Origin of the sequence: Ruegeria sp. HKCCSP351 (assembly GCF_017872535.1) — a bacterium.
Classification (GTDB): Bacteria; Pseudomonadota; Alphaproteobacteria; order Rhodobacterales; family Rhodobacteraceae; genus Ruegeria.
The window spans coordinates 26,196-48,671 of the sequence record NZ_JAEDOV010000001.1; the positions used below are offsets into that span (position 1 = coordinate 26,196).

The 22,476-nt window shown below is 56.6% G+C and carries 19 protein-coding genes; 6 read left to right on the plus strand and 13 right to left on the minus strand.

From position 1 onward, the window contains the following. Window positions 1-95 precede the first annotated feature (95 nt). The 5 genes from I9182_RS00135 to I9182_RS00155 all read left to right on the plus strand — a co-directional run bounded on the left by I9182_RS00135 (window position 96) and on the right by I9182_RS00155 (window position 6,336). Window positions 96-1,196 carry an ABC transporter ATP-binding protein gene (locus I9182_RS00135; RefSeq protein WP_209595733.1) on the plus strand — a complete coding sequence of 367 codons (1,101 nt, stop codon included), beginning with the start codon at window positions 96-98 and terminating at the stop codon, window positions 1,194-1,196. Between the two features lie 103 nt (window positions 1,197-1,299). Next, window positions 1,300-2,391 (plus strand): extracellular solute-binding protein, encoded by a 1,092-nt coding sequence (locus tag I9182_RS00140; protein ID WP_209504365.1) that lies wholly within the window; start codon window positions 1,300-1,302, stop codon window positions 2,389-2,391. Between the two features lie 70 nt (window positions 2,392-2,461). Beyond that, window positions 2,462-3,736, plus strand: a complete 1,275-nt coding sequence (locus tag I9182_RS00145) for an ABC transporter permease (protein ID WP_209504364.1) — start codon at window positions 2,462-2,464, stop codon at window positions 3,734-3,736. Between the two features lie 5 nt (window positions 3,737-3,741). Beyond that, on the plus strand, window positions 3,742-4,953 hold the full coding sequence (locus tag I9182_RS00150) for an ABC transporter permease (RefSeq protein ID WP_209504363.1): 1,212 nt from the start codon (window positions 3,742-3,744) through the stop codon (window positions 4,951-4,953). Between the two features lie 162 nt (window positions 4,954-5,115). After that, a complete protein-coding gene (locus I9182_RS00155) occupies window positions 5,116-6,336 on the plus strand; it encodes an aminopeptidase P family protein (RefSeq protein WP_209595734.1) in 1,221 nt (406 codons plus the stop codon). A 32-nt stretch (window positions 6,337-6,368) separates the two neighbouring features. Here the strand turns inward: I9182_RS00155 and speB are convergent, their stop codons facing one another. The 12 genes from speB to I9182_RS00215 form a co-directional block, all read right to left on the minus strand. Continuing rightward, entirely contained in the window at window positions 6,369-7,346 is a 978-nt protein-coding gene (speB, locus tag I9182_RS00160) for an agmatinase (protein ID WP_209595735.1), read from the minus strand. Window positions 7,347-7,644: 298 nt separating this feature from the next. Then, on the minus strand, window positions 7,645-8,925 hold the full coding sequence (locus I9182_RS00165; protein ID WP_209595736.1) for a flavin-dependent oxidoreductase: 1,281 nt from the start codon (window positions 8,923-8,925) through the stop codon (window positions 7,645-7,647). Window positions 8,926-8,994: 69 nt separating this feature from the next. After that, window positions 8,995-10,524, minus strand: a complete 1,530-nt coding sequence (locus I9182_RS00170) for an acyl-CoA dehydrogenase family protein (protein ID WP_209595738.1) — start codon at window positions 10,522-10,524, stop codon at window positions 8,995-8,997. A 100-nt stretch (window positions 10,525-10,624) separates the two neighbouring features. Then, complete coding sequence (locus I9182_RS00175) at window positions 10,625-11,500, minus strand: amidohydrolase family protein (protein ID WP_209595748.1); 876 nt, start codon at window positions 11,498-11,500, stop codon at window positions 10,625-10,627. A 15-nt stretch (window positions 11,501-11,515) separates the two neighbouring features. Then, window positions 11,516-13,333, minus strand: a complete 1,818-nt coding sequence (locus tag I9182_RS00180; protein WP_209595750.1) for a feruloyl-CoA synthase — start codon at window positions 13,331-13,333, stop codon at window positions 11,516-11,518. A gap of 2 nt (window positions 13,334-13,335) precedes the next feature. Then, entirely contained in the window at window positions 13,336-13,818 is a 483-nt protein-coding gene (locus tag I9182_RS00185; protein ID WP_209595752.1) for a MarR family transcriptional regulator, read from the minus strand. A 4-nt stretch (window positions 13,819-13,822) separates the two neighbouring features. Continuing rightward, window positions 13,823-14,590, minus strand: coding sequence for a crotonase/enoyl-CoA hydratase family protein (locus tag I9182_RS00190; protein ID WP_209595754.1), 768 nt, complete (start codon window positions 14,588-14,590; stop codon window positions 13,823-13,825). A 10-nt stretch (window positions 14,591-14,600) separates the two neighbouring features. Then, window positions 14,601-15,365, minus strand: coding sequence for an SDR family NAD(P)-dependent oxidoreductase (locus tag I9182_RS00195; RefSeq protein WP_209595764.1), 765 nt, complete (start codon window positions 15,363-15,365; stop codon window positions 14,601-14,603). Between the two features lie 91 nt (window positions 15,366-15,456). After that, the gene (locus I9182_RS00200) at window positions 15,457-16,770 is read right to left on the minus strand and encodes a TRAP transporter large permease (RefSeq protein ID WP_209504353.1); all 1,314 of its coding nucleotides are present in this window, start codon (window positions 16,768-16,770) and stop codon (window positions 15,457-15,459) included. Beyond that, a complete protein-coding gene (locus I9182_RS00205) occupies window positions 16,767-17,351 on the minus strand; it encodes a TRAP transporter small permease (protein WP_209595766.1) in 585 nt (194 codons plus the stop codon). The genes I9182_RS00200 and I9182_RS00205 overlap by 4 nt, the downstream gene beginning before the upstream one ends. 58 nt (window positions 17,352-17,409) lie before the next feature. After that, on the minus strand, window positions 17,410-18,450 hold the full coding sequence (locus I9182_RS00210) for a TRAP transporter substrate-binding protein (RefSeq protein WP_209595769.1): 1,041 nt from the start codon (window positions 18,448-18,450) through the stop codon (window positions 17,410-17,412). A gap of 338 nt (window positions 18,451-18,788) precedes the next feature. Next, window positions 18,789-19,232, minus strand: a complete 444-nt coding sequence (locus I9182_RS00215) for a MarR family transcriptional regulator (protein WP_209595771.1) — start codon at window positions 19,230-19,232, stop codon at window positions 18,789-18,791. A 135-nt stretch (window positions 19,233-19,367) separates the two neighbouring features. Between I9182_RS00215 and I9182_RS00220 the strand changes: the two genes are divergently transcribed. Continuing rightward, window positions 19,368-21,293, plus strand: coding sequence for an FAD-dependent monooxygenase (locus I9182_RS00220; protein ID WP_209595773.1), 1,926 nt, complete (start codon window positions 19,368-19,370; stop codon window positions 21,291-21,293). Between the two features lie 167 nt (window positions 21,294-21,460). On the opposite strand, the gene I9182_RS00225 is transcribed toward I9182_RS00220, so the two are convergent. After that, complete coding sequence (locus tag I9182_RS00225; protein ID WP_245222448.1) at window positions 21,461-22,474, minus strand: Ldh family oxidoreductase; 1,014 nt, start codon at window positions 22,472-22,474, stop codon at window positions 21,461-21,463. Between the last annotated feature and the right edge of the window lie 2 nt (window positions 22,475-22,476).

Sequence of the window (22,476 nt, forward strand, 5' to 3'; positions counted from 1 at the left end):
TGTTGCAATGTGAACATCGCTTGGTCTTAACTGTCGGATACAGATCAATGAAATCCGCAGAAGACGGGTAATCATTTGACTTAACAGGGGGTCTTGTGGCCGATACAACGAACGACGCCGCGTTTGTCGAATTCCAACGCGTACAGAAGTCTTATGACGGCGAGAACCTCGTCGTAAAAGACCTAAACCTTGCAATGCCCAAAGGTGAGTTTCTGACAATGCTTGGGCCGTCAGGCTCGGGCAAGACGACTTGCCTTATGATGCTCGCCGGATTTGAAACTGCCACACATGGCGAAATCCTTCTGGGCGGCAAGCCCATCAACAATATCCCGCCTCACAAGCGCGGTATTGGAATGGTTTTTCAGAATTACGCTTTGTTCCCGCATATGACGGTGGCCGAAAACCTCTCGTTTCCACTGGAAGTCCGTAAACTGGGCAAGTCGGAGCGGGATGAAAAGGTCAAGCGCGCTCTGGACATGGTTCAGATGGGTGCCTTTGGTGGCCGACGTCCCGCTCAGCTTTCGGGGGGACAACAACAGCGGATAGCTCTGGCACGTGCCTTGGTATTCGAACCCGAGCTGGTCTTGATGGACGAGCCATTGGGGGCACTGGACAAGCAGCTGCGTGAACATATGCAGTTCGAAATCACGCGTCTGGCCCATGAGCTTGGGATCACAACAGTCTACGTGACCCACGACCAGACCGAAGCACTGACCATGTCGGATCGTGTGGCCGTCTTCGATGATGGTCGCATTCAACAGCTGGCGCCGCCTGATCAGCTTTATGAAGAGCCGGAAAACAGTTTCGTCGCACAATTCATCGGTGAAAACAATACGTTGGAAGGCGTTGTTAAGTCAATCAATGGCAACACTTGCGTCGTACGCCTGGATGATGGCTCGGAAATCGACGCGGTTCCGATCAATGTCCACAAGGCAGGCGACCGGACCAAAGTCTCGATCCGCCCCGAACGTGTGGAGTTCAACAAAGACCGCCTGCGCGCTGACGCGCATACTTTGAAAGCAAGGGTCGAAGAGTTCATTTACATGGGCGACGTATTCCGGTTCCGCATGTCCGTTGCCGGAAACAACGAATTCATCGCCAAAACTCGAAATGCGCCTGATGCCGTACGCCTGACCCCCGGTCAAGAGATCGATATTGGCTGGCTGGCACAGGATTGTCGTGCGCTCGACGCATAGACCAAACCGCGCGGGACAAGTGCGGTTAAGCTGAGGGACCGGCCGGTGAAAACCCGTGCATCGGCTGACCACCACATAAAACGGGATGAACTGGGAGTAACACATGAAACCAACCAAGATCATGCTCACTGCGGCTGCAATTGCGACGGCTGCGGGCACTGTTTCAGCCGAGGAGATGACCATCGTTTCCTGGGGCGGTGCCTATTCAAAGTCGCAGTTGAAGGCGTATCACGAGCCCTATTCGGAAAAGACCGGTATCACCATTCTGAACGATGACAGCTCGGCCGAAGCCGTTGCCAAACTGCGCGCAATGAACGAAGCGGGCAACATCACATGGGATGTGGTAGATGTTGTGGCAGCTGACGCGATCCGTCTTTGCGACGAAGGTCTGGCCCTCGAGATCGATTTCGACAGCCAATTGGCAGCAGCTCCGGATGGCACGCCCGCCTCTGAGGATTTCGGCGACCTTCTGGTCAGCGACTGCTTTATCCCGCAGATCGTCTATTCGACTACGTTCGGCTATCGTACCGATCTGGTAGGTGACACCCCACCAACCGACATCTGTGCGGTGTTCGATCTGGAATCCTACCCGGGTAAACGCTCGCTTGAGAAACGCCCGATCAACAACATGGAATGGGCGCTGCTGTGTGACGGTGTCGCCAAGGATGATGTCTATGACGTTCTGGCAACGTCGGAAGGTCAGGATCAGGCCTTGGCCAAGCTGGACACCATCAAAGACAGCGTTGTCTGGTGGTCTGCTGGTGCGGACACGCCGCAACTTCTGGCTGACGGTGAAGTTGTTATGGGTTCGACCTATAATGGTCGTCTGTTCAGCGTGATCGAAGAGCAGAAACAGCCGGTCGCAATGCTGTGGGACGCGCAGGTGTTCGATCTGGACGGCTGGATCATTCCTGCCGGTCTGAGCGATGAGCGCAAGCAGCGCGCGCTCGACTATATCATGTTTGCAACCGACACCCAGCGTCTGGCGGATCAGGCCAAGTACATCTCGTACGGTCCGGCCCGCGCCTCGTCAGCTCCGCTGGTAGGTCAGCACGCCGATCTGGGGATCGACATGGCCCCGCATATGCCGACCGATCCGGAAAATGCCAAGAACACGTTCTTGTATAACTACGAGTTCTGGGCGGATTACCGTGACGACATCGACGCCAAATTCCAGGCGTGGCTGGCGCAATAAACGTCTGATTTCATGACACAGTCGGGGGCGGTGCGCCGCCCCTGAACCAAGACAGATCCAAGGGGCTCCAATGACTGACGCAAGCCAAAACGCCGGACCCATGCTGGCAGCGGATGGAACACCGCTCAAGCTATCGCTGGCACGCTCGTTGCGGCGGCAAAAGCTGCGTGCCTTGCTGTTGATCGCTCCTTTGCTTCTGTTCGTTCTGTTTTCCTTTATTGTTCCAATAGCTGCGATGCTATTCCGTTCAGTAGAAAACAATATCGTCTCCGACACTCTACCTCTTACCGTCGAGGCGCTTCAAAACTGGGATGAACAATCTGGAGAATTGCCGGGCGAGGGCGTGTATGATGCCTTTGTGCGGGACATGATTGTTGCGATTGACAATAAAGAGCACACACGGCTTGGTTCGCGTTTGAACTACGAAGAAACCGGTATGTCTTCGATGTTCCGCAAGTCAGGTCGTCAGATCAAGAAACTGGATCCTGAAACGGATGGCCCGTTCAAAGAGCAACTAATAGATATTCACGACGGATGGGGCGATACACAAACGTGGCGCGTGATCAAAACCCATTCGCCGAAGATCACCAACGGGTATTTTCTGAATGCGGTAGATATGCGCAGAACCCCCGACGGCGCGCAGGCACAACCCGAAGACAAGCAAATCCTTGTTAAGCTGTTCGGTCGAACGCTGTTTATGTCTCTGGTAATAACGGGTGCCTGTATCCTGTTGGCTTATCCGGTCAGCTATTTGCTGGCGACGTTGCCGATGCGTGTCTCAAATCTGCTGATGATCCTTGTGCTTCTGCCGTTCTGGACGTCACTGCTGGTGCGGACGTCGGCGTGGAAGGTGATGTTGCAACAGCAAGGCGTGATCAACGAAACGCTGGTCTGGCTGGGGTTGGTGGCTGACGATGCACGACTGGTGATCATCAATAACCAGATCGGTACGATCACTGCGATGACACATATCCTGCTGCCATTCATGATCCTGCCCATGTATTCGGTGATGCAGACTATTCCGGAATCTTACACACGTGCCGCGAAATCCATGGGCGCGACCAACTGGACAACGTTCTGGCGCATCTACTTCCCGCAATCCATTCCGGGTATCGGCGCGGGTTCAATCCTCGTGTTCATTTTGGCGATTGGCTACTACATCACACCTGAAATCGTGGGCGGTACAAAAGGTGTCTTCATCTCGAACCGGATCGCCTATCACATCTCGTCCTCACTGAACTGGGGACTGGCGGCGGCGCTGGGAACGATACTTCTGGCGGTCGTTCTGCTGCTCTACTGGGTCTACGACAAGATCGTGGGCATTGATAACGTGAAGCTGGGATAATCGACATGGCCGCACTTACTCCGATATCCCGCAAACCTTTGTCCATGGTTCTGCCAAGTGTCGCGCTGGCAGGCGCCTTCGCCGGTGTCTTTGTCGGCGCGGGTAACGGCTCGGTTCTTTTGGGCATCATTGGCGGCGCTGTCCTGATTTCTGCGCTCGCTTGGGTCTACATCACCGTTTTGAAGAACGAGAAGATGGCCCGCTGGATCAACATCATTGGTTTTGGCATCGCGGGCTTATTGATGTCGGGCCCAATGGGCGGAGTACTTGGCCTGCTGGGCGGCTGGTTCTTCGCCTGGTTTACTTATTGGTTGTACGAAGGGCGATACCGGCGCAAGCTATTGCCATACCTGACCGCGCAGCAGGTGTTTTACCACTACCTGTTCCGGGTGATCTGCGGTGCGATCTTCGTTTTCCTGATCACACCGATCCTTGTGGTTCTGCCGCTGTCGTTCAATGCGCAGGATTTCTTTACCTTCACGCCCGAGATGTTGCGACTGGACCCTGAAGGGTATTCACTCAAGCACTACCGTGATTTCTTTACCAACAACGAATGGCAACGCAGCTTCAAGAACTCGCTGATCATTGCCCCGATTGCCACAATCATCTCGGTTTCGCTTGGCACTCTGGCTGCCATTGGCCTCAGCCAGAGCCACGTACCCGGCCGCCGTGCTATCATGGGCATCCTGATTTCGCCGATGATCGTTCCGCTGATTATATCGGCCACTGGCATGTTCTTTTTCTACAGCGATATCGGACGGTTCCTTGAAGGGACGCTGGGCATGAACAAGAACTTTGTGGGCTATCTGAAAGTCATCCTGGCGCACGCCGTTTTGGGTATCCCGTTCGTGATCATCACTGTGACCGCCACGCTGGTGAGCTTTGATCGTTCGCTGACGAGAGCGGCTGCGAATATGGGGGCAGGGCCGGTGCGGACCTTCTTCAAGATCCAGATGCCGCTGATTCTGCCGGGTGTGATCTCGGGTGGCCTGTTCGCCTTCATCACCTCGTTCGACGAAGTTGTGGTGGTTCTGTTCGTTGGCTCAGCCAGTCAGAAGACTCTGCCGTGGCAGATGTTCACGGGCCTGCGGGAACAGATCAGCCCGACCATTCTGGCGGTTGCGACGATCCTGGTGGTTCTGTCGATTGCGCTGCTGACTACGGTTGAGTTGCTGCGGCGCCGGTCCGAACGTTTGCGGGGGCTTTCACCCGCTTGACGGAGCATTCTGTCTGATCTAACGATTCACGTGTTCATCTCCGCTGCGATGGCGTCGCGGCGTCTAAGGGGATGATCGGCTCTCGGACCCCGAGACCGCCTGTCCTGAACGCCGGGACATGTGGCCGGGATTTGTCGCCCGGCAAAGATGAGAGACCAAGTGATGACCGACACAACGAAACGCCCCGAATTCTTTACCTGCCACAATGGTGACAAAGCGCCTTTGCCGTTCAGCAAGGGGGAGTATGATCGCCGTCTCAGCAAGCTTCGCAGCATCATGGCCGCACGTGATATTCCTGCGATTCTGCTGACATCGATGCAGAATATCGCCTACTACTCGGGCTTTCTGTATTGTTCCTTTGGCCGTCCGTATGGCTGCGTGGTCACCCAAGAGGCCTGCACCACCGTTTCGGCCAACATCGACGCCGGGCAACCGTGGCGCCGGTCGGTCGAAGACAACGTGATTTATACTGACTGGAAGCGCGACAACTATTGGCGTGCGGTTGCAAGCCTGATCGGCAATGTTAAGCGGATCGGCATTGAATGTGACCACATGACGCTGGCCGCCCGCGACACCGCCCTGCGGATGCTGGGTACCCCCGAACTGGTTGACATCGCGCCGGATACAATGACCGCGCGCATGGTCAAATCCGCCGAAGAGATTGAATTGATCAAGGGTGGGGCACGCACCGCGGACGTTGGCGGGGCGGCAATCCATGCGGCCATCCGTGAAGGCGCAACTGAGATCGAGATTGCCATGGCGGGCCGTGACGCAATGGAAGAGGAAATCGCGCGCGCCTATCCAGATGCCGAATATCGCGACACCTGGGTTTGGTTCCAGTCCGGGCTGAACACCGATGGCGCGCATAACCCGGTGACAAAACGCGCCCTGCAAAAAGGCGATATCCTGTCGCTGAACACTTTTCCGATGATCTCAGGCTATTACACTGCGCTGGAACGTACCCTGTTTCTGGGCGAGCCGGACGCTGACAGCTTGCGCCTCTGGAAAGCCAATGTGGCGGCCCATGAACTGGGTCTGAGCCTGATCAAACCCGGTGCGACCTGTTCAGGCATCACCGCCGAGATCAACCGTTTCTTTGCCGATGAGGGGCTGCTGCAATACCGCTCGTTCGGGTATGGCCATTCTTTCGGCATCCTCAGCCATTATTACGGGCGCGAGGCCGGTCTGGAACTGCGCGAGGATATCGACACCGTGCTGGAACCTGGCATGGTCGTTTCAATCGAGCCCATGCTGTGGATCCCCGAAGGGCAACCCGGTGCAGGGGGCTACCGCGAGCATGATATTCTGGTGGTGGGCGAAGACGGCGCCGAGAACATCACCGGCTTCCCATATGGGCCTGGCCACAACATCATCGATGCCTGATACAAAGAGGGGGGGAGCAAACGCTCCCCCCTTCATTTCTCGCGACCGGCGCGTTCGTGAAAGATAAAACCCAGGAAATTCAACAATAGCTGCGCGGCCAGTATCTGCGTGCTTTCACTGGGGTCATAGGCTGGCGCCACTTCGACAAGGTCAATGCCGACGACATTGCCGCGCCTAGCGAGGCCCTGAAGGATTTCCAGTACGTCATAATACAGAAACCCCCCATGGCTGGGCGTCCCCGTCCCTGCCGCGATAGAGGGGCAAAAGGCGTCGATATCTATTGTCACATAGTACCGAGCACCTTCAGGAATTCGCTCAAGAACAGCCTCGGTTCCCAGCTTTCTCACCTGACGCACGGACAAGATGTCTGATCCACGTGCGCGCGCGTCCTCGTATCCTTCCTTGGCGGTTGACGAGACGTTTCGAATACCCAACTGGGTCATCCCCGAGACATAGTCTTTCTCGATTGCCCGCCGCATGGGGTTGCCGTGGCCATTGGTGACACCGTGACGCTCGTCCACGAAATCCAGATGCGCATCAATTTGAACCACGTGAATCGGGCCGTTTTGTGCACAATCATCTTCAAACGCGGAAATGCAGGGAATGTTGACAGAGTGATCGCCGCCGATCACAAGCGGCAGCGCCTCGGCGGCAAGAATTCTGCGAACACCATAGGCGATGTTTTCGTGGCTGGCCTCGGTCATTGTGTGGACGATATCCGCATCCCCCAAGTCCACGATACGCACGGAACTGTCCAGATAGGTTGCATCGTCTTCGTGGTCATATGCTCCAGCATGTCCAAAACTGAACAGGGTCGAAGCCTCGCGCACGGCCCGAGGGCCGAACCTTGCCCCGGCGCGCCATTGGGTGCCGAAATCAAAGGGGGCACCAAGGACACAAACATCCGCATCAATATTGTCCCAATCCTCGAGATACGGAGATTTTCCAAAGGTCGATATCCCAACGAAAGGTAGGTTCAGTCGTCCTGACGCATATCCATGATCCTGCATTATCAATCCTTTCAGTGGCCTTGCCGCCCTGTGTGCAATTGAACATGAGAAGGCGGTGCAATGAAATTGGTTTTCTTCGTCCAATACATGTCTGACGTTCAGGCAGATCTGATCCGGTGCGTTCCTTCCGTTTAGCTGTTGGTCGTTTCGCCACAAACGAGATTTCGGTGGGACGCGCTGGGGTACCGCATAATTATTCACGGAAGCGCGCGATTTTGCGGGCGATACACAGGTCCGGCGAAGCGGTGTTTTCACGGGCGCAGGTGTTCAATCCCCGACGGCTTATACATCATGCCTGCTACGCCAGCTGCGAGCCGGGCGCAATCGTTGGCGGTGCGCTGTTCAGGGCGTCGCGCGCAAAACCGGCGGCAGCCTTGTACTTGGCCATGAAACTGGCCCTTTCAGCCAAGGGAATGACCGTTTCAATATCGTCGAACACACCGCCACAGCGGTCATTGACCAAATTCAACAGGCCAAAGGGCCCGGCGCCCCGATTGCGAAGGACAAGGTCTGACACCGGACTGCACAGCGTGTCATCATAAGCCGCCAGCGCGGTTGGGCTCACGCCATGCTTGAGCAAGCTGGCCCCCAATAAGCGGGCGTCCATGATCGCCTGGCTGGCCCCATTTGAACCGGTAGGGTACATCGGGTGCGCGGCGTCTCCGATCAGGGCAACCGGCCCGTCAACCCACGTTTCAACCGGATCGCGGTCGATCATCGGGTTTTCATATGTCACATCCGCACCGCGGATCAGGGCAGGAACATCCAGCCAGTCATAGGTCCATCCGTCAAAATGATGCGCGAAATCCTTGGCCTCGACCTGCCGGAACCACCCGGTTGCTGCATGCGCGGTCGGGTCATCGTAAGTGACTTCGGCAATCCAGTTTATCAGCGCCAAGCCGGTTCCGGGGTCGGGGTGCGAGATTGGATAGATCACCATACGTTTCTTATGCGTGCCCAGTCCGACGAATGAGGAACCCGTGCGCACGGGCTTTTCCAATGTTGTGCCGCGCCACATGACGGCTCCGCCCCAATGGATCGGAGGTTGGCTTGGATGCATTTGGGCGCGGATGGCTGAATGGATACCATCGGCGCCGATCAGAATGGCACCGGTTTCGTGGGTGGCCCCTTTATCAGTTTGCAGCCGCACTGTAACCGTCCCGTCCGCATTGGTCTGGTACCCCGTGGCCCGAGACCCAAGGCGCACGGCATCCGGGTCTGCGCGTTCGATAAACCGCTGGTAAAGCGCCATGTGAAACGCGCCGCGATGCACTGCGTATTGCGGCCAGTTGTAACCGGCGAAAGTTCCGCGCGGTTCCGAGTAAACCTCGTGACCATTCAACCCGACAAGCGCCCATTCCTGCGCAGGGACGCCGAACCCGTCTAGATCCTGAGCCGTGAAACCCAGATCGTACAACTCGCGCACGGCGTTGGGTTGCAGGTTTATTCCGACACCCAGCGGGCGCAGTTGCCGAACGCTTTCAAAGACGGTGCAGTCGATGCCAATCTGATGCAGTGTCAGTGCCAGCGACAACCCGGCAATTCCACCGCCCGCGATAAGCACTTTTGGATCTGTCATGTTGTGTGCCTTTCAGTCCGATTGGTGGCGGGAATTGGTTGTCGATAATCGGCGCGTGTGGATCAACCCTCAACCACAAATGCGTTTGATCCGTTCCGGGGATGGATGAAGGCTTGCGGCATTGCGCAGCCGCGCCCGCAAGCAAGTCAGAGCGGTATCAATCGTCGCTTGCATGAACCCATGCGCCATCGCCGCGCTGTCACCCTGTTTCAGCTTTCTGCGAGCGGATTGCCAAGTATCCAGTGCGTCCGAGATCGCATTGCATGTCCAATGCTCGGCTTCTTGCGAAACAAATTCGGCAAAGGCGTCGCCCGCAGGACCTGTGGCAAGACGTGTTGCCAGCATGCGCGCGTGTATGCCGTTGGCCCCTTCGTAAATCGAGGTAATTCGGGCATCACGATAGGTCTGCTCTAGCCGGTATTCGCGCAAATAGCCATAGCCGCCCAGTACCTGCATACCCAATTCGGCGGCCTTGATACCGGCTTCGGTGCAATAGACCTTGGCAACCGGGGTCAGAAAATCAACCAGGTCAGGTGACGTAGCCCGTTCCAAGGTGACAAATGCAAGATGTGCAAGACTGCGGCTACTCATTGCCAGCCAGTCGATTTGATCCAGCATGCGGCGGATGTCGGCATGTTGATCCAGTGTTGTCGGTTGGCCGTCGGCATTGCGTCCCTGCACCCTTTCACTGGCATAATCACTGGCAATGTCATAGGCCCGTGCGGCGTGCGCGACGCCCTGTAGGGCGACATCAAGCCGGGCGTGGTTCATCATGGTGAACATGGCCATCAGGCCTTCACCCTCGGTTCCGATCAATTCGGCTTTGGCCCCATCAAATGCCAGCTGGCACGTGGGTGAGGCATGCAGGCCCATCTTTTCCTCGATGCGCGTTACGGTAACGTGGTTGCGGCTGCCGTCAGTGCAGGTGCTGGGGCATAGGAACAGCGATAAACCTCTGGCGCCGCCATCGGACGTGCGGGCAAGCACAAGATGCAGGATGTGATCGCTCATGTCCTGGTCACCGCCAGAGATAAAGATTTTTTCGCCCGTGATCGTCCAGCCATCCTCAGCAGGTTCCGCCCGGCAGCGCACGCGTGAAAGGTCAGACCCGGCCCCGGGTTCAGTCAGGCACATGGTGGCCAGAGTTTCACCCGAGGCCAGAGAGGGAACGTACCGGGATTGCTGATCTTTCATGCCAAAGCGCAACAAGGTACGCACCGCGCCCGGAACCAACCCCGTAACCATCTGAAGGCTGTGGTTTGCGCCCGAAAACACCTCGGAGGTGATTGCCAGCATCAGGGCACCAAGCCCTTGACCTCCATATTCTTCAGGCACGGTGAGTGAGGGCCAGCCCTGTTCCGAATATGCTGCGTAAACTTGGCCAAAGCCGTCGGGCATGGATACGCGACCGTTTTCCAGCGAGCATCCCTGCCTGTCTCCCGGCTCGTCCAGCGGGGCGATTTCACCTTGCGCGAAGGCTGCAAAATGTTCGCCGATCTCACCAGCCAGGTCAGCGTCCCAGTCTGGAATCTCGGTAGCCCGGGCTACGTGGTTCAACGTGAATAAGATGTCCGCAAGCGGGGCTTCGAATGGCTTCATGGTCATATTACCCGACAGCTAGCGATTTCGGTGGTCACGACGCGGCCCGGTTCTGGCGGTTTGGCACTGTCGACGTTCAAAGTGACTGGGTAAGGCAGCATTACGGGGTCAATCCCAGCAGGCGCGCGGCATTGCCTTTGATGATGTCCGGGCGCAGTTCGTCCTTGATATTGATCTTCTCGAAATCCGACAGCCAGCGTTCAGGAGTGATCATTGGCCAGTCGGACCCAAACAGGACCTTTTTCCTGAGGATCGAGTTGCAGTATTTCACCAGAATCTCGGGGAAGTACTTTGGTGACCAGCCGGACAGGTCGATATAGACGTTGGGCTTGTGCTGCGCCACGGACAGAGCTTCTTCCTGCCAGGGAAATGACGGATGGGCGAGGATAATCTTCATATCCGGAAAATCGACGGCGACGTCATCCATGAACATCGGGTTCGAGTATTTAAGCCGCATTCCGTTACCGCCGCGCATGCCCGAACCGACACCGGTCTGGCCTGTGTGAAACAGGGCGATGCAGCCTTCCTCGGCGATTGCCTCGTAAAGGTCATAAGCCATGCGGTCATTGGGGTAGAACCCCTGCATCGTCGGATGAAACTTGAATCCTTTGATACCAAATTCGCGGATCAGGCGGCGCGCCTCGCGTGCGCCCATCTTGCCCTTGTGCGGATCGATTGACGCAAACGGGATGAGCACATCGTCATTTTCCGCCGCCAATGCGGCAACTTCTTCGTTCTTGTAGCGCCGATAGCCGGTCTCCCGCTCGGCATCGACCGGGAAGATCACCGCGGCTATGTTTTGCTCGCGATAGTGCTGTGCAGTTTCGGGAACCGTGGGCGGGTGGCTCCACGGGGCGCCAAAGTAATTGGCCATGGTTGCCTGCAGGTCGTCATAGCCATCGTCCGAGTGGCACCCGCAGGGTTCTTCAGCGTGGGTGTGAATGTCGATCGCGCGAACCTTGGTGATATCGACCATCTGTTCGTTCCTTTCTCAGATCTTTACGATTGCCGGGTCGGCGTCGTCATAAAGACGCTCAAGTAAATTTTGCCGTCGTGTCAGTATCTTGCGGAAATTGAGGTTCCCCTTGGCGGTCATTTCGCCCTCGGGCATCGAGGCGGGCTCGCTAAGAACAATGGCACGCCCCACCCGCGTGGAACTGCCCGATAGCTCGCGTGCGCGCTCTGCCAGGCGGCGGTGGATTTCACCTTGCAGCAGTTTGCAGCGGTAGGCGCCACTGTCGTCGCTCAGGTCAAATCCTTCCCGCTTCAGCTCGGCGACATCGGGAAAGACCATGACGCCGATCTCAATTCTGTCGGCACCTGTAATGACCAGATCTGAGGCAAGAGGCGAAAGGCAGGTCAATAAGTCCATCCGCAATTGCGCGGCACGCACCCATGTTCCGGTCAGCAACTTGAAATCTTCAGATATCCGGCCGTCGAATTTCATACCTTTGTTTACGTCCTGCGGGTCGATGAACCGCATGGCGTCGCCGGTAATGAAAAACCCTTCTTCATCGAAAACACTGGCTGTCTTGCCCGGCTCGTTGAAATACCCGGGCATCACGTTTGGCCCTTTGATGCGCATTTCGCACCGCATGTCTTCATCCGGTATCAGCTTGAGTGTCACGCCGTTCATCGGAACGCCAACAACCCCGGAACGATCAATGGGCTCGGACTGCATCATTGTGGCGGGCGCTGTTTCGGTCAGTCCCCAGGACGAGGTCATCAGCGGTATCTCACCTTTGACATCCAGCGCCATCTGTTCAAATCCAGACCAGATATCCTGTGGCAGTGACGCTCCCGCATAAAAGATCAGATCAAGTTCTTCGAAGAACCGCCGACGCAGATCGCCATCCCGCTGCAATGCGCCCAGCAGCATGCCGTAACCTACGGGAACATTGAAGCTGAGCGTGCCGGTGACCATAGACAGATTTTCCAGCGTCCGCTCAAACAAACCAGCTACCGGTTTGCCGTCGTCGATGTAGAAGCTTCCGCCGTTGGCGAGCATCATGTTGAAGTTATGTGATCCGCCAAAGACGTGGTTCCATGGAAGCCAATCGACCACACGGGGCGGACGTGTGCGCAGAAATGGTAACGCGTCGGCCAGCATGGTCTGGTTCACGCACATCATGCGTTGGGTCGTGATGACACCCTTCGGGGCCGAGGTTGACCCGCTGGTCATTAAGATCTTGGCGACGGAATCGGGGCCAACCTGTTCATAGGCGGCCTTCAGATTGACACTGGCATCGCCTTTGAGAAGTTCGTCGAATGCTGTGACCTGGCTGTTCCCGCCCTTTCGGCTGGCTACGATTTCGACGCCTTGAAGCGCATCCAGTTCCAGCGCCTCTCGGTATTGATCCGCATCTACGACATAGGCCATCTTCGGGCGCACCAGTTCGATGGCATGGCGCAGGCGGCCATGCGCACCGTGGATCAAGGCGTATTGTTCGGCCACGGGCGCAGTCGGTACGCCAATGTACTGAGCAGCAAGGCTCAGCAGGCCGTGATCCACGCCGTTACCGCTCATGATCAGGATCGGTGTTTCAGACCCCATCCCTCGCGCCAATAGCGAGCTTGCGATGGCCCGCACCTTTTCAAGCGTGGCCGCATAGCTTTCCTTGCGCCAGCCCGCGCCGCTGCGTTCAGCAATGAACGTGCGGTCAGGCGCGTCCGAGGCCCAGGCGTGCAGCCAGACACCGGTTTTGTCGACGACAGGACCAAGAGTGTGCTTCGATTTCAGCAGGATGGAACCGTCGGCCCGATCTTCGCGCGAAACAGAATGTACCAGGTATTCCGATGTGCGTTGCATGATCAGCCCCTTTTCCTCGCTTTTTCGATCGTCCTGAGGGCATCGAATACGGTGGTGATGGTTGCGTCATCCAAACCGGCCAGCAGCTTGCCTTCGTGGGCGGTCACTGCGGCGACTGCCTTTTCATATAATTGCCTGCCCGCCAGTGTCGTCCTGAGGGCATAGGCGCGCCGGTCGGTGGGTACCCGGTCGCGGACGATCAGTTCCCTGCGCTCCAGCTCGTCAATGATGACGACCAGGTTTGGGCGCTCGATATCCATTGCGTCAGCCAGTTGGGACTGCCGCAAACCGGGGTTATCGACGATGAGAACCAGTGCCGTATACGTCAGCATTCGCAGATCAAAGGGCCGCAGAGTTGTTGTCAGGTCTTCCTGCACCACATTGAAGGCCCGTTTCATGCGATAACCGACAAAGCCCCGCAGCGTGGCATCGCTGATCATGTTTGGCGCGCTGTCTTCTGGCGTGTGTTCATGTTTCCTTTTCATCTGTTCACCTGAAGTTCGGGGCGCGCTTTTCAAGAAAGGCCCGCAGCCCCTCCTGCGCATCCGGTGTTGTTTGCGACAGGGCCGCAGCCAGCGATTCAGTAAACAGCCCGTCGTTTTGCGACATTTCATTGATCCGCGCGACCGCCTGAATCATCAGATAGTTTGACAGTGGCGCGTTTCGGGAAATCTTACCTGCCAGCTTTTGGGCCAGCGCCAAAGCCTCGCCTTCACCCACGCTATAATGTGCAAGCCCCAGCGATACCCCTTCGTCGGCACTATAATTGCGGCCGGTCAACATCATCTCGGTCATCCGATCGGCCCCCAGCAGGCGACCGACCCGCGCGGTCGCACCGCCGCCGACAAATATTCCGCGCCGACCTTCGGGAAGCTGAAAGATCGTTGACGGTTCAGCGATGCGAACATGTGTTGCCGCGGCAAGTTCCAGCCCGCCGCCGATCACGGCACCAAACATGGCCGAGACAACCGCAAGCCCGCCCAACTGGATCTTGTCCATGACACTGTGCCAGTGGCGGGAATGATGCAGGTTTTCCTCGGCCGAACGATGAACATGCTCGGACAGGTCCAATCCGGAACAATAGTGCCCTTCAGTTCCGGTCAGGATCACCACACGTACATTTTTGGGTGGTGCAGAAAAGAAATCATCCAGCGCGCCCAACAGTTCCTCGCACATCGCGTTCCGCTTGTCGGGGCGGTTCATGGTCAGGGTCGCGATGGATCCGTTGACCTCAATGTTCAGGATTTGGCTGTCCATGGGGAACTCCTTACCGGGTCGGCAGACGAACGGCGCCGTCAAGTCGAATAGTGGTGCCATTCAAAAACGGGTTTTCAACGATCTGTTCGGCGAGCATTGCGAACTCGCGCGCTTCGCCAAGGCGGGCCGGGAAGGGAATGTTCGCAGTGATCTTGGCAGTGACCTCTTCCGGCAAGCCTTCCATCATTGGCGTGTGGAACAGGCCAGGTGCGATGGCCATCACCCGAATACCCGACTGTGCGAGTTCCCGTGCGGCAGGCAGGCACATCGAAGCGATTGCCCCTTTGGACGCGGCATATGCCGCTTGACCCAATTGACCGTCCTGCCACGCAACCGACGCCGTGTTGATGATCACACCGCGTTCACCGTCAGCCAGCGGGTCCAGCTCGGCCATGAGTATCGCTGCGTGGCTCATCACGTTGTAAGTGCCAAAAAGATTTACGCGCAGAGTTTTCTCGAACACGTCGAAGGACAGCTTGCCTTCGCGCCCGACGATCCTGGCCGCCATGCCGACGCCTGCACAACTGACGGCGATTCTGGGCGCCGACCCGAAATGGGTTATTGCCTTCCCAAACGCGGCACTCACGGCGGCCTCGTCACTGACATCGGCTTGCAGGGCAAGGCCACCAATTTCGTCAGCGACTGCATTCGCACCTTCAGCATTGAAATCCAAAACGGCAACGTTTGCTCCGCTGGCGGCGAAATGCCTTGCCGTTGCAGCACCCAGTCCGCTTCCGCCACCGGTTACCAGGGCGATACATCCACTTAACTGCATGGTGCTCTCTCCAGTTTGGTATGTTCAATCATTGTTGTTCCTCATATCTATTGTCGGATGAGCCCGCCTCGGACCGCTGATGGTGATTTAGCTAGGGGATCAGGAACAGAGTAATGGCCGGAAACAGCACCAGGATCATGACCCGAATGATGTCAGAGGTGACGAACCACATCACCGCCTTGTAAGTTTGGGTCATCGGGGTTGAACGATCCATGGCGTTGATAATGAACAGATTCATCCCGACAGGGGGGGTGATCAGCCCGACCTCGACAACGATCAGAACCAGAATACCGAACCAGATGGCCACATGTTCGGGGCTCATGCCGAAATCCAGTGCGCTGATGACCGGAAAGAAGATCGGGATTGTCAGCAGGATCATTGACAGGCTGTCCATCAGACATCCGAAGATCAGATAGAACACCAGGATCAGGCACAACACCATCCACGGGCTGAGCCCAAGCCCAACGACCCAGCCAGACAGTTCTTGCGGTACCTGAGTGAGCGCGAGGAAACTGTTATACAGCCCTGCGCCCAACACGATAAAGAAGATCATCGCCGTGCTTGAGGCCGTGGCAATGATGCTTTCGACGAAGACCTGCCAGTTCAGATTGCCCGAGATCAGAGCGATCAACCCGGTTCCCGCCGCCCCCACGGCTGCGCCTTCGGTTGGGGTGAACCAGCCAAGATAGATGCCACCGACAACAAGGCCAAAAACCAGCAGGACAGGCCAGACATCCAGCAGTGCCCGAACGCGTTCAGGATATGGGATCGCTTCGCGGGTGCCTGCGGCGTCAGGATACATGCGCACATAGATCGAAATCGTGATGATATAGCCGAGCGCTGCCAGAATGCCGGGGACAAAGGCCGCGAGAAACAGCTTGGCGATATTCTGTTCCGTCAGGATCGCATAGATCACAAGGATTACCGAAGGCGGAATCAAAATGCCCAATGTGCCGCCAGCAGCAAGCGTTGCGGTTGAAAACCCGCCGGAATAGCCGTAACGGCGCAGTTCGGGTAGCGCGACACGGCTCATCGTCGCGGCGGTGGCAAGGGAGGACCCGCAGATTGCGCCAAATCCGGCACAAGCGCCGACTGCCGCCATGGCGACGCCTCCTTTGCGGTGGCCCAGCCAGCTTTCAGCCGCTTTGAACAAGGCCGAAGACATGCCCGACAATGTCGCGAACTGCCCCATCAGCAAGAACATCGGAATGATCGTCAACGAATAGCTGGAAAAGGTTGAGTAGGTTTCGGTTTTGAGCTTGGCCATGAACATGCTGGTTCCACCCATGGCAAAATACAGCCCGCCAATCCCGCACAGCAACATGGCTAGGCCAATCGGTGCGCGCAGGAAAATCATGATCAGAAGTACAGGAAAGGACACGTAGCCCAGTTCGAGCATGGTCAATGTGCGGCCTCCCCGCGATAGGGTAGGATATGACGCCCGGTGACAAGCTCGATGACCTGCGCGACGGCGCAATAGACAGCAACAAGTGATGCGACAAGGGCGGCAACAAAGCTTAGCCCATAGGCCCACCAAACCGGAAATTGCAGCAGAAAGGTCGTTTCACCATAGTCCAGCTTGTTTTGCATGCCGACAAACAGGCGCCATGTAATCAAAAGGATGACAAGCGACAGGACGATTTCCCAGAACGTGATGATCACTTTGTTCGCCTTTGCCGGAAGGGCGTTGGTAAATACGTCGACCGTGGCGTGAGAGCCGTAGAGCTGACAGATCGGCAGGAACGAGAATATGGCGAATGCAACGCCGGCCTCGACCAGTTCAAAATCGCCATTCACCGGCCCGACGCCGGATGCAATCAGCGCATTTGCCGCCGCTTCCGACAGTGACGTCAGAATGTCCGAATGGCCCAGCGTGTTCAGGCCGCGCCCCAGCACGCTGACACAGGTCAGCAGGACCAGCGCAGTCAGAACCACACCGCCGAGAACGGCCATGAAGCGCGCGATGCGCTCTACCAGTTTCTGCATGATCAGCTCCAAAGGGATTGCTCTCCCAGCGGGAAATAGCGCCGGAAGAGCGACCGGATCAGTTGCCCGAGTATTGCGAAATCAGTTCGAGCGCGCGGGCGCGCAAGCCGGTTCCGTCCAGACCTTTTTCATCCATCTCGGCGATCCAGGCGTCAGTGGTCGGCTGCGAAGCTGCCTTCCACTCTGCAACCTGTTCCGGGCTCAGCGTGATGATGTTGTTGCCGCGTTCCATCGCCTGCTTGTGTGGTCCGTCATCATCGGCCTGCATCTGCTTGCCTGCGAAGGCCGAGAATTCAGCGCCCGAGTTGGCGTCGATGACGGCCTTCAGATCATCCGGCAGTGCATCCCAGCGGTCCTTGTTCATCGCGAAGATGAAGGTGGTGGTGTATAGCGTGTCATCGCCAAAAGTCGTGTGGTTTCCGACCAGTTCGTTGACCTTCAGGGCGCCGGTTACTTCCCAGGGAATCACAGTGGCGTCGATCACGCCTTTGGACAGCGCTTCAGGTACCGCAGGAACAGGCATGCCAACCGGGGTTGCCCCAAGCGAGCTGAAAAGGCCGTTGGTTACGCGTGTCGGTGCACGCAGTTTTACGCCATTCAGATCCTCGATGCTTTCGATCGGCTCCTTTGAATGGATCAGGCCGGGCCCGTGCACCCAGAGCCCGAGAACTTTGAACTGCTTGAAGTCATCGTCCATCATGGTTTCTTCGGCCAGATCCCAATAGGCGCGTGAGACGGCTTCGGCATTGGTCATAGTGAACGGAAGTTCGAACACTTCGGTTCGGGGAAAGCGGCCCGGCGTATATCCGGACACCGTCCAGACAATGTCGGCCACACCATCAATGGCCTGGTCGATCAGTTCGGGGGGTTTGCCCCCCAACTGCATGGACGGAAACCTTTGAATTTCGATCCGGCCATCCGAATCCGCTTCGACCTTGTCGGCCCAAACATCCAGAACGTTCTTGGGTACGTTGGCTTGTGCCGGCAGGAATTGGTGCATCCGCAGTGTCACTTCGGCCGCGATGGCAGTGGTTGACATGGCGCTAAAAGCTATCGCCGCCACTGCAGATTTGAGTATGGTTCTGCGCAAGTTGGTCATGGTCTCCTCCCTAGATGACCTATGAGTATCATCCCCTGTTCATGATTGCTCATATTAGTTATGTTTTATAACGATTTTAATCCACTTTTTTAGTGTTTGGTTTCAGGTCCTTTTCGGAAAGCAGAATGCTCACACATGTGAACCTTTTCGTCGAAACGCTACGCATCAGACAGGTCATGCGCAGACGCCAAGTTATCTTCTCAGGATTACATTGCCCTCGGTTGGCTCAAAGGTAAATTGAGATTTCTTAGATTTTAGTTTCTGTTTTCGGAAACTAAATTGCTAAAAGAGTGGATTTGCTTTCCATGTTTCAATTGAGCTAGCGTCCGCGATGGTATTCAAGACTGTGTGTTATCGTCGGTGACAGCTGCAATTGCTTTGCCTGCGAGTTTCAGGAAAGTTTCGCGTTCATTCGGAGTAAGTCCTCCGAGGATCTCGTTTTGCAGGTCAATTACAACTGGCATAGCTGCCGCAAGGATGTCTTTACCTTTTTCGGATAAGGTGACCTCTCTCGCGCGTCTGTCACGTTGACTGACCGAGCGTTTGACGTAGTTTTTCTGCTCTAGTCGGTCGATAACCCCGCCGATTGTTGCGCGGTCATAGGCGATTTTCGCCGCGACTGTGGCCTGATCAATGCCGGGTTCGGCGCGAATTGTTTCAAGCGCTGCGAACTGAACGGATGTAAGGTCGATCCCGGCCTCCTGCATCCGGACCGAGAAAACGTGGGTTGAAATCTGATTAAGTCTGCGGATGAGGTGGCCCGCCATTCCGTAAATACTCATTCAAAACCTCCGAAATCACTTTACGCCGTCACTTTTCCAGAACTACCGCGGCAATTAGTGAGTGTACATATCTTTGTTGACAGGAAATAGTAAGTATAGTTATTAAAATTGCGAGAACCTGCGGAGGAGGGGACAATGCAATATTACGTTGATGGATTTCGTCCGGGTGATCCGGATATCAAACCGGCTGCGTTCGGTCACCACATCCACCCCGCAACTATCCCCGAAAAGGTTGATGTTCTGATCGCGGGTTGTGGACCGGCCGGACTTTGCCTTGCAGCGCAACTGGCCGGGTTCGCCGAAATTTCGACAATGATCGTGGATCAAAAGCCGGGTCCGATGGAGAAAGGCCAGGCGGATGGCGTCAACGTCCGCTCGATGGAGATGTTTCAGGCGTTTGGTTTCGCTGAGAAAGTGAAGCGTGAAGCATATTGGGTCAACCAAACGGCATTCTGGACGCCCGATCCCACAAGCCCGGGCCACATCCGCCGGGCGGGCACGGTGCAGGACGTGGCCGACGATCAATCCGAGATGCCACATACCTTGATGAATCAGGCCCGGATTCATGAGCTGTTTCTGGACGTGATGAGAAACGCTCCAACGCGGCTGCAACCCCATTACGGGCTTCGTGTCAGCGATTTGACGATTGATACCGGTTCCACGGATCATCCCGTCACGGCAGAGCTTGAACGCTTGGGCGATGATGGCGACGTGGTTGAACGGCTTACAGTACGTGCGAACTATGTCGTAGGCTGTGACGGTGCACGCAGCAATGTGCGCAGGGCTATCGGGGGTAAGCTGCAAGGCGACGCCGCACACCAGGCGTGGGGCGTTATGGACATATTGGCGAATTCCGATTTTCCCGATTTGCGGCGGAAATGCCTTGTTCAATCGGCTTCGGAAGGAAACGTTCTGATCCTTCCGCGCGAGGGCGGATACTTGTTCCGAATGTATGTCGAGCTTGACAAGCTGAACCCGGATGAGCGGGTCGCCAACCGCAATCTGACAGCTGACCATATCATCGCTGCCGCGAACCGGATCATGCGTCCTTTTTCCATCGACGTAAAAGAAGTCGTTTGGTGGTCGGTCTACGAGATTGGGCATAGGTTGACCGACAAGTTCGACGATGTCCCGCAGCATGAAATTGCAACACGCACCCCGCGCGTGTTCACGGCGGGCGACGCCTGCCACACGCATAGTCCCAAGGCAGGTCAGGGGATGAACGTGTCGATGGGCGATACTTTCAACCTGGGCTGGAAACTGGTGCATGTGCTGACGGGAAGATCAAAGCCTGATCTTCTTCACAGCTACTCGGCCGAGCGTTTGCAAGAGGCCAAAAGACTGGTCGAAACCGACCATAAATGGGCCCGGATCATGAGTGCACCACCAGGCGAGTCAGAGCTTGACAGCACTGATATGCCCCGATTTCAAAAACAGTTTATCGAAAATCTGGAATTCACCGGCGGGCTATCTGTTCACTATGGGCCTTCGGACTTGGTCGCCGAACCGGTTCACCAGCATCTGGCGCGTGGGCTGGTAATAGGCAAGCGATTTCATTCCGCACCAGTTGTCCGGCTTGCGGATGCCATGCCCATGCAATTGGGACATGTGGCCGAAACGGATGCGCGTTGGAGGCTCTATGCCTTCGCTGGACAGGGAGACGCAGGTACGCAAGGCGGATCGATCCATCGGCTTTGCGAGGCTTTGCAAAGCGATTCGAACTCTCCGCTCCGACGGTTTACGCGCCCATACGAAGACATCGACGGTTTGATAGACCTTCGGGCCATCTTCCCGCAGGATTTCAAATCGCTGAATTATGAAGATATGCCGTCTCTTTTGAAACCCGAGAAGGGCAGGTACCGCCTGCGCGACTTCGAAAAGGTTTTTTGTGTTGATCACAAGAGGCGCGAAGACATCTACGAAATGCGCGGAATTGACCGGATAAAGGGCTGTATGGTCGTCGTCAGGCCGGACCAATATGTGGCGCATATCCTGCCATTAGAGTGTCACGCTGACCTGTTTGACTTCTTCTCCAGGCTGTTTGTTTCGGGCGGCGGTTGATAAGTGCGACGTCTTAGACCGCAATGGACAGAGGCTCCGGGGGGAGAATGGATTGTTGCATCGGTGCATGGTTCGGCAAGATTACCGCCTGGGCAAATCTGGATTGGCGCTTGAAGCCGCCCGTGTCGCAGGAAGGCTCTCTAGCCAGTCAGCTAAGCGCGGGTATTTCAGGACGCGTTTAACGCGGCCAGAACCTCGGTGCTCACCACAACACCGTCAGCCTCGGCTGCCGCCCGTTTGGCCAGACGCCCATCACCCGGAACACGGGCGTTCCCATTGCCGACAATTTCTGCGCAAATGCGCGCGATATATTGATTGAAGTCCGCGTTGCCGAACCGCGTCGGATCAATCGCTATCAGTGTCGCACCGCCTTTGATGTTAAGGGCTCCGAACGTCTCGCGTTCTTGATTGTCCACGGAAAGGGTTCCACCAGCCAGGGCGGCACCCAACACCTCAACCATGAAAGCGATTGCGGCGCCCTTGTGCTCGCCAAAAGGTAACAGGCTGCGGGTTTCCAGGATGGCGTTCGGGTCCGTACTGGGTTGGCCGTCAGGATCCAGCCCGGCGGGGCGGGGCAGGTCGTGCCCCTCGGCTGCGGCCATGCGGATATCCATCAAAGCAACCATTGAAGACGCCTGATCCCAGACTATCGGCGCACCGTCCTCGCGCGGGCAGGCAAAAGACATCGGGTTGGTGCCAAAAACCGGGCGCACCCCGCCTTGCGGCACCACCATGGACAATGAGTTGATCACGGCGAAAGCTACCAGACCAGCCTCGGCCAGCGGTTCGGTGTCAAACCGCAACGCGCCCAGATGGTGGCAATTTGCGCAGGTGAACGCGGCAATGCCGTATTCCTGCGCCATTTCGATCAACGTGTCGCGGGCTTCTGCTGCGGCGACCTGATAATATCCGTTATCGGCATCACCGCGCAGAACGCCCGGGGCAGCCTTTTCTATCTTGGGTTTCGCATTGCCGTTTGCATAGCCCGAGGTGAAGCTTTGGACATAGACCGGTAGCATACGCAATCCGTGGCTGCGCGGTCCGTCCCGCTCGGACCGGGTAACAATGTCGGCCAGAATATCGCTGCCCTGTGCGTTTACACCAGCAGAAGCTAGTACGGATTTCGCCAGCGCCCGAACCTCGGCAAGAGAAAGCGTTTTGGTCGATTGTTCGGTCATCATTT

Excerpts from the sequence above, each read along its gene's own strand:
- I9182_RS00140 (WP_209504365.1), top strand. The coding sequence starts at position 1,300 with ATGAAACCAACCAAGATCATGCTCACTGCGGCTGCAATTGCGACGGCT.
- I9182_RS00145 (WP_209504364.1), top strand. The coding sequence starts at position 2,462 with ATGACTGACGCAAGCCAAAACGCCGGACCCATGCTGGCAGCGGATGGA.
- I9182_RS00150 (WP_209504363.1), top strand. The coding sequence starts at position 3,742 with ATGGCCGCACTTACTCCGATATCCCGCAAACCTTTGTCCATGGTTCTG.
- I9182_RS00155 (WP_209595734.1), top strand. The coding sequence starts at position 5,116 with ATGACCGACACAACGAAACGCCCCGAATTCTTTACCTGCCACAATGGT.
- speB (WP_209595735.1), bottom strand. The coding sequence starts at position 7,346 with ATGCAGGATCATGGATATGCGTCAGGACGACTGAACCTACCTTTCGTT.
- I9182_RS00165 (WP_209595736.1), bottom strand. The coding sequence starts at position 8,925 with ATGACAGATCCAAAAGTGCTTATCGCGGGCGGTGGAATTGCCGGGTTG.
- I9182_RS00170 (WP_209595738.1), bottom strand. The coding sequence starts at position 10,524 with ATGAAGCCATTCGAAGCCCCGCTTGCGGACATCTTATTCACGTTGAAC.
- I9182_RS00175 (WP_209595748.1), bottom strand. The coding sequence starts at position 11,500 with ATGGTCGATATCACCAAGGTTCGCGCGATCGACATTCACACCCACGCT.
- I9182_RS00180 (WP_209595750.1), bottom strand. The coding sequence starts at position 13,333 with ATGCAACGCACATCGGAATACCTGGTACATTCTGTTTCGCGCGAAGAT.
- I9182_RS00185 (WP_209595752.1), bottom strand. The coding sequence starts at position 13,818 with ATGAAAAGGAAACATGAACACACGCCAGAAGACAGCGCGCCAAACATG.
- I9182_RS00190 (WP_209595754.1), bottom strand. The coding sequence starts at position 14,590 with ATGGACAGCCAAATCCTGAACATTGAGGTCAACGGATCCATCGCGACC.
- I9182_RS00195 (WP_209595764.1), bottom strand. The coding sequence starts at position 15,365 with ATGCAGTTAAGTGGATGTATCGCCCTGGTAACCGGTGGCGGAAGCGGA.
- I9182_RS00205 (WP_209595766.1), bottom strand. The coding sequence starts at position 17,351 with ATGCAGAAACTGGTAGAGCGCATCGCGCGCTTCATGGCCGTTCTCGGC.
- I9182_RS00210 (WP_209595769.1), bottom strand. The coding sequence starts at position 18,450 with ATGACCAACTTGCGCAGAACCATACTCAAATCTGCAGTGGCGGCGATA.
- I9182_RS00215 (WP_209595771.1), bottom strand. The coding sequence starts at position 19,232 with ATGAGTATTTACGGAATGGCGGGCCACCTCATCCGCAGACTTAATCAG.
- I9182_RS00220 (WP_209595773.1), top strand. The coding sequence starts at position 19,368 with ATGCAATATTACGTTGATGGATTTCGTCCGGGTGATCCGGATATCAAA.
- I9182_RS00225 (WP_245222448.1), bottom strand. The coding sequence starts at position 22,474 with ATGATGACCGAACAATCGACCAAAACGCTTTCTCTTGCCGAGGTTCGG.